The sequence below is a fragment of the Mycolicibacterium alvei genome, assembly GCF_010727325.1.
Lineage (GTDB): Bacteria > Actinomycetota > Actinomycetes > Mycobacteriales > Mycobacteriaceae > Mycobacterium > Mycobacterium alvei.
The window spans coordinates 5,005,858-5,018,578 of the sequence record NZ_AP022565.1 but is presented as its reverse complement, the minus strand read 5'-3'; the positions used below and the strand labels follow the sequence as shown (position 1 = coordinate 5,018,578).

At 67.6% G+C, this 12,721-nt stretch carries 13 protein-coding genes; 6 read left to right on the top strand and 7 right to left on the bottom strand.

The genetic code is table 11. The annotated features are described in order from the left end of the window. The first annotated feature begins 393 nt into the window (after window positions 1–393). From G6N44_RS24020 to G6N44_RS24005, 4 genes are read left to right on the top strand one after another with little or no spacing between them, the layout of a single operon-like run. Window positions 394–1,473 carry a cholesterol dehydrogenase/isomerase gene (locus G6N44_RS24020; RefSeq protein ID WP_163668369.1) on the top strand — a complete coding sequence of 360 codons (1,080 nt, stop codon included), beginning with the start codon at window positions 394–396 and terminating at the stop codon, window positions 1,471–1,473. Next, on the top strand, window positions 1,470–2,243 hold the full coding sequence (locus G6N44_RS24015; RefSeq protein WP_163668367.1) for an SDR family NAD(P)-dependent oxidoreductase: 774 nt from the start codon (window positions 1,470–1,472) through the stop codon (window positions 2,241–2,243). The genes G6N44_RS24020 and G6N44_RS24015 overlap by 4 nt, the downstream gene beginning before the upstream one ends. After that, complete coding sequence (locus G6N44_RS24010) at window positions 2,240–3,061, top strand: SDR family NAD(P)-dependent oxidoreductase (protein WP_163668365.1); 822 nt, start codon at window positions 2,240–2,242, stop codon at window positions 3,059–3,061. The genes G6N44_RS24015 and G6N44_RS24010 overlap by 4 nt, the downstream gene beginning before the upstream one ends. A 33-nt stretch (window positions 3,062–3,094) precedes the next feature. Then, on the top strand, window positions 3,095–4,309 hold the full coding sequence (locus G6N44_RS24005; protein ID WP_163668363.1) for an AI-2E family transporter: 1,215 nt from the start codon (window positions 3,095–3,097) through the stop codon (window positions 4,307–4,309). Here G6N44_RS24005 and G6N44_RS24000 read toward each other — a convergent pair. Further along, on the bottom strand, window positions 4,306–5,109 hold the full coding sequence (locus tag G6N44_RS24000; protein ID WP_170309421.1) for a dienelactone hydrolase family protein: 804 nt from the start codon (window positions 5,107–5,109) through the stop codon (window positions 4,306–4,308). The two genes, G6N44_RS24005 and G6N44_RS24000, sit on opposite strands and share 4 nt — an antisense overlap. A 23-nt stretch (window positions 5,110–5,132) precedes the next feature. After that, window positions 5,133–5,771 carry a DUF4245 domain-containing protein gene (locus G6N44_RS23995; RefSeq protein ID WP_163668359.1) on the bottom strand — a complete coding sequence of 213 codons (639 nt, stop codon included), beginning with the start codon at window positions 5,769–5,771 and terminating at the stop codon, window positions 5,133–5,135. A 55-nt stretch (window positions 5,772–5,826) separates the two neighbouring features. On the opposite strand from G6N44_RS23995, the gene glpX reads away from it, so the two are divergent. Continuing rightward, window positions 5,827–6,855 (top strand): class II fructose-bisphosphatase, encoded by a 1,029-nt coding sequence (gene glpX, locus G6N44_RS23990; protein ID WP_163668357.1) that lies wholly within the window; start codon window positions 5,827–5,829, stop codon window positions 6,853–6,855. A gap of 18 nt (window positions 6,856–6,873) precedes the next feature. Next, a complete protein-coding gene (locus tag G6N44_RS23985) occupies window positions 6,874–8,283 on the top strand; it encodes a class II fumarate hydratase (RefSeq protein ID WP_163668355.1) in 1,410 nt (469 codons plus the stop codon). A gap of 64 nt (window positions 8,284–8,347) precedes the next feature. Here G6N44_RS23985 and G6N44_RS23980 read toward each other — a convergent pair whose 3' ends face one another. The 5 genes from G6N44_RS23980 to G6N44_RS23960 all read right to left on the bottom strand — a co-directional run bounded on the left by G6N44_RS23980 (window position 8,348) and on the right by G6N44_RS23960 (window position 12,708). Next, window positions 8,348–10,072 (bottom strand): GAF domain-containing sensor histidine kinase, encoded by a 1,725-nt coding sequence (locus G6N44_RS23980; protein ID WP_163668354.1) that lies wholly within the window; start codon window positions 10,070–10,072, stop codon window positions 8,348–8,350. Window positions 10,073–10,114: 42 nt separating this feature from the next. After that, entirely contained in the window at window positions 10,115–10,537 is a 423-nt protein-coding gene (locus G6N44_RS23975; RefSeq protein ID WP_163668353.1) for a pyridoxamine 5'-phosphate oxidase family protein, read from the bottom strand. Window positions 10,538–10,627: 90 nt separating this feature from the next. Beyond that, window positions 10,628–11,266 carry a hypoxia response regulator transcription factor DosR/DevR gene (gene dosR / locus G6N44_RS23970; protein ID WP_163668352.1) on the bottom strand — a complete coding sequence of 213 codons (639 nt, stop codon included), beginning with the start codon at window positions 11,264–11,266 and terminating at the stop codon, window positions 10,628–10,630. Then, window positions 11,263–11,718: a universal stress protein gene (locus G6N44_RS23965; protein WP_163668351.1), complete on the bottom strand. Its 456-nt coding sequence runs from the start codon at window positions 11,716–11,718 to the stop codon at window positions 11,263–11,265. The genes dosR and G6N44_RS23965 overlap by 4 nt, the downstream gene beginning before the upstream one ends. Before the next feature lie 9 nt (window positions 11,719–11,727). Next, window positions 11,728–12,708 (bottom strand): Acg family FMN-binding oxidoreductase, encoded by a 981-nt coding sequence (locus G6N44_RS23960; RefSeq protein ID WP_163668350.1) that lies wholly within the window; start codon window positions 12,706–12,708, stop codon window positions 11,728–11,730. Window positions 12,709–12,721: the final 13 nt, after the last annotated feature.

Sequence of the window (12,721 nt, the reverse complement as noted above, 5' to 3'; positions counted from 1 at the left end):
CACCTCCCCAATTACTGACGCGTGCAACCGAGTACATCACAAACACCTGCGATCGGTTCACTTTCGTCGATACCTACAGCCACACCCTGCATAGGTCTCGGGCAAATTTCCAAATCCGGTAACGAATACCGTTCCGGCAAATGCGTCACACCGGGGTGTGGCATGTGCCCCCGGTCACATGTACTCCGCGACCGCGCCATTGATCAATGCTTTTGAGGCAACCGCAGCAACATTCGCCTTTCCGGATGCCGCCCCAGTACGACGCCTAGGTACCGGTTGCTGAACACCCGCGGGCGAACGGCCTCCGATGAACCCACTCCGACGTCGGGATCGCGGTGACACACACCACACCCATGTTCGCTAGGGTTGCAACACGTTCTAGCAAGGAGGCCTATGTCCGAGGCTGTTTTGGTTACCGGTGCGTTCGGTTTGGTGGGCTCCGCCGTCGTGAAGACCCTGGCCGCCGGCGGACGCACGGTCGTCGCGACCGATCTCGACGTGCCGGCGAACCGCAAGGCCGCCGCTGCACTCCCGGCAGCCGTACAGGTGCGCTGGGCCGACCTGACCGATTCTGCCGCCGTCGACGCACTGGTGACCGCGGTTGCCCCGGCGGCGATCATCCACCTCGCCGCGATCATCCCGCCGTTCTGCTACATGCGCCGCGGGCTGGCCCGCAAGGTCAACGTCGAGGCCACCGCAGCACTGCTCCGCGCTGCCGAGGCCCAACCCACCCCGCCCCGGTTCGTCCAGGCGTCGAGTATCGCGGTTTACGGTGCCCGCAACCCGCACCACATCGATGACGTACTGACCCCCGACACCCCGACCAACGCCTCCGACATCTACGGCGCGCACAAGGTCGAGGCCGAAGCCCTGGTACGGGCCTCGAAACTGGACTGGCTGATCCTTCGTCTCGGTGGCGTGATGAGCTCGCAGTTCAGCCTCGGCATCGACGTCGACCTCATCTCGTTCGAGAGTGTCCTGCCCGCCGACGGGCGGCTGCAGACCGTCGACGTTCGTGATGTTGCGGCGGCGTTCGTCGCCGCCACCACGGTCCCGACCGAGACCGCCAATCACGAGGTTCTGCTGATCGGCGGCGACCCTGAAACACACCGTCACATCCAGTCCGCCGTCGGTTCGCAAGCGGCCGCTGCGATGGGTATCAAGGGCGGCCTGCCGATCGGCCGGCCCGGCAACCCCGATGACGACGCGGCCTGGTTCGCGACCGACTGGATGGACACCAGCCGCGCGCAGGAAGTGCTCGGATTCCAGCACCACTCGTGGCCGCAGCTCTTGGCAGACACCAGGGCCAACGCCGGGTTGAAGCGTTTCCCGATCGGACTGGCGGCACCCCTGATCCGCGCGTTCCTGCGGTCGAAGTCCGCCTACAAGGACTATCCGGGACAGTTGGCCGACCCGTGGAACGCCATCGACAAGAAGTGGGGCGACCACCGACCGGACGGGAACCAGGCATGACCACCGAACGCGTAGCGATCGTCATCGGCGGGGCCTCGGGGATCGGCTGGGCCAGCGCGCAGGCCCTGGCCGCCGACGGCTGCCGCATCGTTGTCGCCGACCGTGACGCCGACGGCGCGGCGGCCCGGGCCGCCCAGCTCGGTGCACCGCACACCAGCGCCTACGTCGACGTCACCGACGAGGACGCGGTGCAGAAGTTGTTCGCTGAAGTTACCCGCGCCGGCTCTATTCATGTCGTGCTCAACTGCGCGGGGTTCAGCAATATCGGCCTGATCACCGACCTGGCGGTCGAGGACTTCCGCTCCGTAGTCGACGTCTGCCTCAACGGCGGGTTCATCGTCGCCAAGCACGCCGGCCGCAACCTGCCCGAAGGTGGTGTCCTGGTGTCGATTTCGTCGCTGAACGGACGCCAGCCCGCGGCCGGCATGAGCGCCTACTGCGCGGCCAAGGCCGGGCTGTCGATGCTGACGCAGGTGGCCGCACTGGAAATGGGCCCGCGCGGTATCCGGGTCAACGCGATCGCGCCGGGATTCGTGAAAACCCCGCTGACCGATCCCGCGGCGATGATCCCCGGAGTCGTCGAGGAGTACGTCGAGAACACTGCGCTGGGCCGCAGCGGAACCCCCGAGGACATCGCTGCCGCGGTGGTGTTCCTGTGTTCGCCGCAAGCATCGTGGCTGACCGGCGAGGTGCTCGATCTCAACGGCGGCGCGCACCTCAAGCGCTATCCGGACATCCTCGGCCATGTCATGAAGCTGGCCCAGGGGTGAGCAGGCTCGCCGGTAAACAGGCGATCGTCACCGGCGCCGGGTCCGGTATCGGTGCAGCGCTGTGCCGCGCCTTGGTCGCCGCCGGCGCCGAGGTGCTCTGCACCGACATCGACGAAGGTGCCGCCGCGCAGACCGCTGCGCCTCTCGGCGCCCGGTCGGCACGTCTCGACGTCACCGATGCGGCCGCGGTGCAGGCCGCGGTCGACGGCGTCGTGGAGCGGGCCGGAAAGCTCGATCTGATGTTCAACAACGCGGGCATCGTCTGGGGCGGCGACACCGAACTGCTCACGCTGGACCAGTGGAACGCCATCATCGACATCAACGTGCGCGGCGTCGTCCACGGTGTCGCCGCCGCGTATCCGCAGATGATCCGGCAGGGCCACGGCCACATCGTCAACACCGCGTCGATGGCCGGCTTGGCCGCCGCGGGCCAGCTCACCAGCTATGTGATGACCAAGCATGCCGTCGTCGGGTTGTCCCTGGCCCTGCGCTCGGAGGCGGCGGCCCACGGTGTGGGCGTGCTGGCGGTGTGCCCGGCCGCGGTCGAGACGCCGATCCTGGACAAAGGCGCGGTCGGCGGATTCGTCGGGCGTGATTACTTCCTGCAGGGCCAGGGGGTCAAGACCGCCTACGACGCCGACCGACTGGCCGCCGACACCCTGCGCGCCATCGCCGCCAACAAGGCCATCCTGGTCAAACCCCGTCGCGCTCATGCCTCCTGGCTGCTCGCCCGGTTGGCGCCCGGCCTCATGCAGCGGCTGTCCGTCAAGTTCGTCGCCTCACAACGCGCCGGCCAGGCCGCGCGCCACCCGGCATGAGGATAGGGTCAGCCCAACGGCGGGAAGGGACCCATGAAAGACGAGTTCACCCTCACCCAGAAGCGTGCGTTGGCGGTCTTCACCGTGCTGGCCCTGTTGCTCGGGGCCTACTTCCTGCGCGGCTTCTTCGTCCTGATCGTGATGGCCGCGGTGGGCGCCTACTTGTTCACCCCGCTGTACCAACGGTTTCAGCGCCGTCTGGGCACCGGCTTATCGGCCACGCTGACCCTGTTGGTCGCCATCCTCATGGTGATCATCCCGATATCGCTCGTGGTGTTCATGGCCATCGTGCAGATCACCCAATTGGTCAACACGGTCAGCAACTGGATCGGCAACACCGACCTCAGCACGCTCGGCGACCGGACGCTGCAATTCGTCAACTCACTGCTGCAACGGGTGCCCTTCCTCGACATCCACCTCACCGCGGATTCGTTGCGCGACACCGTGGTCAAGCTGGCTCAGCACCTCGGCGAATGGTTGCTCGGCATCCTGCAGGGCGCGGTCGGTGGCATGGTCGGCGCGATCACCTCGTCGATCATCTTCCTGTACGTGTTCATCTCGATGCTGGTCAACAGGAATGAGATCGCCACCCTGATCCGCCGGCTGAACCCGCTCGGCGAGGAGATCACCGACCTGTACCTGGCCAAGACCGGCGCCATGGTGAAGGGAACGGTCAAGGGCCAGTTCGTGATCGCGTTCTGCCAGGGCGTGGCCGGCGCGATATCCATCTACATCGCCGGCTTCCACGAGGGATTCTTCGTCTTCGCGATCCTGTTGACCGCGCTGTCGGTGATCCCGCTCGGCGGCGGTATCGTGACCATTCCGTTCGGCATCGGAATGATGTTCTTCGGCAACGTCATCGGCGGTATCTTCGTCGTGGTGTTCCACCTGCTGGTGGTCACCAACATCGACAATCTGCTGCGCCCGTGGCTGGTGCCCAAGGCGGCCCGGCTCGACCCCGCCCTGATGCTGCTGGCGGTGTTCGCCGGCATCTCGATGTTCGGCTTCTTCGGGATCGTGATCGGGCCGGTGCTGATGATTATCATCGCCACCACGGTCATGGTGTACCTGGCCGTCTACAAGGGCGTCGAGCTCGAAACCGACGAACCCGACGTGCCGGGACAGAGCCCGTGGCGGCGGTTGTGGGCCTGGTTCCAGAAACGGCTCGGCGGCAAGCCCGACGTACCCCGGGCCGAGCCCGAATCCGAAACGGCCGAGGCCGAAACCGGCAGCCGCACCTCCAGCTAATTCGCGCTCAGTCGCGCGGTGAGAAACGCCACCACCCGCTTACGCGCCTCATACGCAGGATGCCCGTCGACCTCACGCACCTCGGCGGTCAGCACCGAATGTGCTGACGCCGGGATGCCGGCGGCATTGCCCTTTGTCGAGTCGATCTCGATGACCTCGAACGCATCGCCCAGCCGCGCCTTGAGGGTGGCGAACCGCTCCCCCGGCACCATCCGGTCCTGACTGAACCGCAGGGCCAGCGCGCACAGGCCGTCGTCAGCGGCACGCTGTTCGATGATCTTGAGCTCGGCCTCCGACATTCCCGGATCGCGCTTCTGCGCCGCCGTGAGGGGTATCGGCACCGACGGCTGGCTCAGCACCGGGGCCAGCACGCTGTCGTCCACTGCGGCAGCGAGGGCGAACCCACCGGTGAAGCACTGCCCGATGACGCCCACACCTTTACCAGGGGTATTGGCATTGAGGTCGCGGGCCAGTGCCCGTAGGTAGTGCGCGACGGGCCGGTCGGCATTGGTGGCGAATGCCGAAAACTCCCGTGTCACGCACGCTTTCACCAGGACACCGATGGCACCCGGACGCACCGCCGCCGCACCCGGGGTGCCGAACAGTGACGGCGCGGCCACCGTGAAGCCGTTGTCCACCAGGTGGTTGCCCAGCGCGAGGACGCCGGGATGCAGGCCGGGGATCTCGGGAATCAGGACGACACCGGGGCCTTGGCCCTTGCGGTACACGTCGTAGGTCTGGTCGGCGGCGGTGAAGGGGGTGACCGTCCACCCGGTGAGATCTGCAACTGGCGACGACAACACGGGCTCCATCCGTTAGTGCGTCACGGCCGCTTCATCGGCAGCGGCGACTGCTTCTGCGTCGCACTCGCCAGCGTACGGTACTCATCAGTACCACCGGCACCTGTGATGGCGACCTGCGCCGGCCCGCGCAGCCGCGTCGTCCACACCGGTTCCGGGTCGCTGCTCTCGTAGACCACCCAGGTCACCCCGTCGACATTCTGAGTACCCGACGGGTACGAATCCGGCTTGATCGAGGCCACCAGCGCGGCCTCGTCGGCATTGCTCTGGGTCAGGCTCAGATACTTCCCGTTGGGTGCCAGGTAGCCGATACGCGAGGACACCGCGCGGCCGTGCTGCCCGTCGGGCAACGTCACACCGCCGTCGATGCCGTGGCGGCTGCCGGAGTTCGGCCGCCAGCCTTCGGGCAGCTGGGGCATCCGGATGGGGATCTTCAGCGCGTCGGCGTCGGCCTGCAGGGCAGCCGGCGCATCGAATTCCGGCGCCGGGCCCGCCCCGGGTCCGGCCGCCTGAAATGAGCACATTCCGAGCATCCCGGCCAACACGACGCAGGCCACCACCAGCGGCACCATCGACCAGAACATGTCCCGGCCGTCCTGCAGTAACCGTGCCTTTGCCGGTTTGGGGGCAGGCGTCGGCTGGGCGGTGGGCTGATCGGACATGGCTGCCAGTATCCCAGCTCCCAAACCCGCGGCCCGTTCTGGGACAATCTGGGCCATGAGTCCCACGCGGGGGGAAGCCCCGGATCGCAACCTTGCCCTTGAGCTCGTCCGGGTAACCGAGGCCGGCGCCATGGCCGCGGGCCGCTGGGTGGGTCGCGGCGACAAGGAGGGCGGTGACGGGGCTGCCGTCGACGCCATGCGTGAGCTGGTCAACTCGGTGTCGATGCGCGGTGTCGTGGTGATCGGCGAGGGCGAGAAAGACGAAGCCCCGATGCTCTTCAACGGCGAAGAGGTCGGTAACGGCGACGGCCCCGAATGCGACTTCGCCGTCGACCCGGTCGACGGCACCACACTGATGAGCAAGGGCATGCCCAATGCCATCTCGGTGCTGGCCGTCGCCGAGCGCGGCGCGATGTTCGACCCGTCGGCGGTGTTCTACATGAACAAGATCGCCGTCGGCCCCGAATGCGCCGACGCCATCGACATCACCGCCCCGATCGGCGAGAACATCCGCCGGGTGGCCAAGGCGCGTGGCGCCTCGGTGAGCGATCTGACCGTGTGCATCCTGGACCGGCCGCGCCACACCCAGCTGATCGACGATGCCCGCGCCGCCGGCGCCCGCATCAGGCTGATCACCGACGGCGACGTCGCAGGCGCGATCTCGGCCTGTCGGCCCAACTCGGGCACCGACATCCTGGCCGGTATCGGCGGCACCCCCGAGGGCATCATCGCCGCGGCCGCGATCCGCTGCATGGGTGGTGCGATCCAGGCCCAGCTGGCCCCCACCGACGACGCCGAACGCCAGAAGGCCATCGACGCCGGCTACGACCTGGACCAGGTGCTGTCGACCGACGACCTGGTCTCGGGTGACAACGTCTTCTTCTGCGCCACCGGCGTCACCGACGGTGACCTGCTCAAGGGCGTGCAGTACTACCCCGGCGGGTGCACCACCCAGTCCATCGTGATGCGATCCAAGTCCGGCACCGTCCGGATGATCGAGGCCTACCACCGGCTGACCAAACTCAACGAGTACTCCGCCATCGATTTCACCGGCGACAAGACCGCCGCCTACCCGCTCCCGTAACTGGTCAGAAAGGTCAGCATGAGCTCCGACACCGACGTCGAATACCGCATCGAGCACGACACCATGGGCGAGGTCCGGGTGCCGGTCAACGCCCTGTGGCGGGCGCAGACCCAGCGCGCCGTGGAGAACTTCCCGATCTCCTTCCGCGGGCTGGAGCGCACCCAGATCCGCGCGCTGGGCCTGCTGAAGGCGGCCTGCGCGCAGGTCAACAAGGACCTGGGCCTGCTGGCCGCCGAGAAGGCCGACGCCATCATCGCCGCGGCCGGCGAGATCGCCGACGGCCTGCACGACGACCAGTTCCCGATCGATGTGTTCCAGACCGGCTCGGGCACCAGCTCGAACATGAACGCCAACGAGGTGATCGCCTCGATCGCCGCCCGCAACGGCGTGACGGTCCACCCCAACGACGACGTGAACATGTCGCAGAGCTCCAATGACACGTTCCCGACCGCCACTCACATCGCGGCCACCGAAGCCGCTGTGCGCCACCTGATTCCGGCACTCGAGGTGCTCCACGAGTCGCTGGCCGCCAAGGCCAAGCAGTGGAAGACCGTGGTCAAGTCGGGACGCACCCACCTGATGGACGCCGTCCCGGTGACGCTGGGCCAGGAGTTCGGTGGCTACGCCCGTCAGATCGAGGCCGGCATCGAAAGAGTGAAGGCCACGCTGCCCCGCCTGGGCGAGCTCGCCATCGGCGGTACCGCCGTGGGCACCGGGCTCAACGCCCCCGACGGTTTCGGACCCAAGGTGGTCGACGTGCTGGTCAACCAGACCGGTCTGGCCGAATTGCGCACCGCCGCAGACGCGTTCGAGGCCCAGGCGGCCCGCGACGGGTTGGTCGAGGCATCGGGCGCGCTCAAGACCATCGCCGCCTCGCTGACCAAGATCGCCAACGACGTGCGCTGGATGGGTTCGGGCCCGCTGACCGGCCTCGGCGAGATCGCACTGCCGGACCTGCAGCCGGGCAGCTCGATCATGCCGGGCAAGGTCAATCCCGTTCTGCCCGAGGCGGTTACCCAGGTGGCCGCGCAGGTCATCGGCAACGACGCCGCAGTCACCGTCGGTGGCCTGTCGGGTGCCTTTGAGCTGAACGTCTACATCCCGATGATGGCGCGCAACGTGCTCGAGTCGTTCACCTTGCTGGCCAACGTGTCTCGGTTGTTCGCCGAGAAGTGCATCGACGGCCTGGTTGCCAACGAGGATCATCTGCGCACTCTGGCCGAGTCCTCCCCGTCGATCGTGACGCCGCTGAACTCGGCGATCGGCTACGAGGAGGCCGCCAAGGTCGCCAAGCAGGCCCTCAAGGAGAAAAAGACCATCCGCCAGACCGTGATCGACCGCGGCCTGATCGGCGACAAGCTGTCGGAGGCCGAGTTGGACAAGCGTCTCGACGTGCTGGCCATGGCGAAGGTCAAGCGCGGCGAGTAGTTTCGCCCGGTGATTGCAGAGGCGCCCCGAAACCACCAGGTTTCGGGGCGCTTTTGTATCTGCGCTACTCGGGAAGCGGTGCGGCCCAACGCAACACGGTCCCACCGCCGGGCCGATCGGTGATCGTGAACCGGCCGCCCGCACTCAGCGCCCGGGCCCGCAGATTCCCCAGCCCGCTCTCGGTGACCTCGGCGGCAATCCCGCAGCCGTTGTCGGACACCTCGATGGACAGGTCGTCGGCCACCTCCACGAACACGGCGAGTTCGGTTGCCCCCGAATGACGTACGGCATTGCTGATCGCTTCACGCAGCACCGCCTCGGCATGGTCTGCCAGCGTCGAATCGACCACCGACAGCGGGCCGACGAACCGGGTGCCGGTGTGTATCTGCGCGTCGGCGAACTGGGCGATCACCTCGTCGAGGCGTTGCCGTAACCGCGTCGCGCCGGCCTGGGCGCCGTGCAGGTCGAAGATCGCGGTCCGGATCTCCTGGATCACCGCCTGGAGATCGTCCACGGTGGCGGTGAGCCGCTGCTGCACCTCGGGGGAATGCGCCCGCGGGATCGTGCCCTGCAGTGACAGTCCGACCGCGAACAGGCGTTGGATCACGTGGTCGTGCAGGTCCCGGGCGATGCGATCCCGATCGGCCAGGATCTCCAACTCGCGCACGCTGCGCTGCGAGCTGGCCAGTTGCCAGGCCACCGCGGCCTGGTCGGCGAACGCCGCGGCCATGTCGAGTTGCTCGGCGGTGAAGCTCTGGGCGCCGTCGGCGCGCACGGCCACCAGTACCCCGGCGACGGTGTCGGTCGCCCGCAGCGGCAGCACCAGCGCCGGGCCGCCTGCGTCGTCCAGCTCGAGGCGGTCGAGCCGGTGCGGTGTGCCGTCGTGGAACGCCGCGCTCACCGCCCCCTCCGCTGAATGCGGGCCCACCGGAAGCGTGTCGATCGAGGTCGGGCGGCCCGCGGTGGCGGCCACAACGAGGGTGTCGGCCTCACCGGCGGGTACCTCGCTGCCGGGCACCGCGACCACGATGCGGTCGGCCCCGGTCAGTTTGAGGGTCTCATCGGCCACCATGCGGAACACCCTGGCCGGGTCGGTGCCGCCGAGCAGTTCGGTGCCGATGTCGCGGGTGGCCGCGATCCAGGCCTGCCGGTCACGGGAGAGCTGGTAGAGCCGGGCGTTCTCCACCGCGACGCCCGCGGCCGCAGCCAGTGCCTCCACCAGCACCTCGTCGTCCTCGCTGAACGGCTGCCCGTTGGTCTTCTCGGTGAGGTAGAGGTTGCCGAACACCTCGTCGCGGATCCGCACGGGCACACCGAGAAAGGTCCGCATCGGCGGATGGTTGGGCGGGAACCCGACCGACGCGGGATGTTCGCGGATGTCGTCGAGGCGGATCGGTTGCGGGTCGTCGATCAGCACACCGAGCACACCACGCCCCTCGGGCAGGTGCCCGATCACGGCCCGGGTGGCGTCATCGATGCCCTGATAGACGAACTCCGTCAGCTCATGGTCGTCGCCGCGGACACCCAGCGCGCCGTAGCGGGCATCGACCAGTTCGATCGCGGTCCGCACGATGGTGCTCAGCGTGACTTCGAGGTCCAGACCCGAGGTCACCGCGAGCATGGCCTCGACCAGGCCGTCGATCCGGTCGCGGCCGGTGATGATCTCCTCGACCCGGTCCTGGACCTCGGTGAGCAGTTCGCGCAGGCGCAACTGCGCGAGAGTGTTCCGCAACGGTGGAGTTCGCTGTTCATCGTCGGGCTGCACACCGTGACCAGTCACGTCCACCATGCTGGCACTACCGGCCGCGGCGCACCAAGCTCGCCCAGGTCCTCACTCCGCATCCGGTTCGGGTCCGAACCGGAACCGACGGCCGGTGACCCGCACCGGTGACACCCGTACATAGTGGGTCTTGGCCGTGGCAGTCCACGGCAGTAACTGCGCCCGCTCCGCTTCGTCCAGTTCCTCGTCGGTGCGCAGCGTGCGGGCCACGCCTCGCACGATCACACTCCAGCCTTCGGCCGCGTCGTGATCGTCGGCCTCGAACAACACGTGGTTGTTGATGGCCGCGCTGATCAGCTTGGTCCCCGCCGCGGTCCGGAACAGGATGGTGCGGTTCTGCACTGCGAAATTGACCGGGAAGATGTGCGCCTCGTCATCGACCGCGGTGACGAGGCGGCCCAGCGACACCCCGCCCAGCAGGTCCCAACTCTCCCGCTCGGAGAGAACATCGACCGGCGCACTGCGCGTAGACATTCCGGTTTCCATAGCGACGACGCTATCGCCGCGCACATCGCGGCACCACGGCCGAAAGCCCTATCCCTCAGGGACCAAAGACCCTGGCCTCTACTGACGCGGACGGTCCAGGGTCGAGGCGAACACCGCGGCCTGCGTGCGACGTTCCATGCCCAGCTTGGCCAACAACCGCGACACGTAGTTCTTGACGGTCTTCTCGGCGAGGAACATCCGGGCCGCGATCTGCCGGTTGGTCAGCCCTTCCCCCAGCAGATCCAGCAGCACCCGCTCCTGCTGCGTCAGCCCGGCCAACGGGTCGGCCCGCTCGGCATCACTGCGCAGTTTCGCCATCAGCGCCGTGGCGGCACGATTGTCCAGCAGCGACTTCCCGGCCCCGACGTCCTTGATCGCCTGGGCCAGCTCCATCCCTTTGATGTCCTTGACCACGTAACCACTGGCGCCGGCCAGGATCGCGTCGAGCATCGCCTCGTCCGAGGTGAACGACGTCAGCATCAGACAGCGCAGATCGGGCATGCGCGACAACAGTTCCCGACACAGCTCGATGCCGTTGCCGTCGGGCAGCCGGACGTCGAGCACCGCGACGTCCGGGTTGAGGGCCGGCACCCGGGCCAGCGCCTGAGCCACCGAATCGGCCTCGCCGATCACGTCCAGCTCCGGGTCGGCGCTGAGCAGGTCGATCAGCCCACGGCGAACCACCTCATGGTCGTCGACCAGAAAGAGTCTGATCATCCCCCGAGTGTCACAGGCCGGTCGCGCCGATCGCAAGTGAACACCGCGCAACCCGAGGAAGCCAATGCGGCCTGCAACCCGGGCGTATCCGGGTGGCCGGCGCCGACCACGAGCATCTGGGCCGACTCCGGGTGTGCCGTCAGATAATCCGCAGCGCTGCTGTAGCCGTCGACGGTCTGCACGTCGAGAGCAGGGGATCGTTTCAGCGCGCGGGCCAACCGCCGCTCCAGCTGCGCTGCCGACAACCGGTCACGCTCGGCGACGGCGGTCGCGTCGTACATCTCGCGATGCCGGGCTCCCCAGGTGGTCAGCACCCGCAGCGGTGCGCCGCGTCCCACGGCCTCCTCGATCGCGGCGTGCAGCGCGTCGTTGCTGGCGGCGCGACCGTCGGCTTCGACCAGAACGGCGGCAGCAGCGGGGGCGGGGGCGGGGGCGGTCAGGGTGTCGGTCATGGTCGTCTCCTATTCGAAGGTCAGGAAGGTATCGACGCCGCGGCGCGGTGTCGGCGGTGGTGTCTCGATGAGCGTCGGAGCGATTCCGATCCGGACCAGCAACTGCGGGCAGGCATCACGACCGATCAGGGTGCCGATGATGTCGCGGCTGGCGTGCAACTCGGTCACGTGGCTCACCGGGCAGGTACTCAGACCCGACAGCGTGCATTCGAGCAGCACGGCCGAGAGCGCCTCGCCCGCATCGAGGGCATCTGCCCTGCTGTACCCGTCGGTGGACAGCACCACCAGCGTCGCTGAATCGTCGCGGACGGCGGGCCGTCGATCGGAGTGTGAGGTGACCGGGAAGGTTCGTGCCACCGCGACCCGCTCACTTTCCGCAGCCGAGATCAGGGCACTCTGCGGAATGCCATCCTCGGTCGCGAAGGGTGTTGTCCACCAAGCAAGTTCGGAATGGTAGGCGGAATCGTACAGACGCAGCGTCTCGGTCAGCGCGGCTGCCTCGGCCACGTCGGCGCGCATCTCCTCGGCCAGCACATCCAGATGCACCGGGCCGTCGGCCAACCGCACCCGCAACAAAGCCTCGAAGGAATCGAAGCCCGCGTACCCCGCCATCGGCAGGCGGTCGGTACGCCGGGCCAGAATCGCATCGGCGCGCCGGCGATGGGCATCGGTGACCAAGTCCATCGGCGAGAACTGCAACGTCGCCAGATGATCGGGATCATTCGGATTCGGGAAGCGGTCGACGCCGGTGGTCCACCCGGCTGCGGCCATAGCGACCCGCAGATGGTCCAGCAGCACCCCGCAGCTGATGATCGCCTCACGCGACGATCGATCGGTCGCGGCCACCACGCGACCGGGGTCCAAGTGCAGGTGCACGTCGTTGCCCTCGACCACGAGCCGCCACGGTTGGGTGTTGTGCAGCGAAGGTGCTCGTGATGCCAACTGCACCGCATTGGTGAGGGTCGCAGAATCGAACATCGTCTCGGGCATGCTTCAAGCCTCG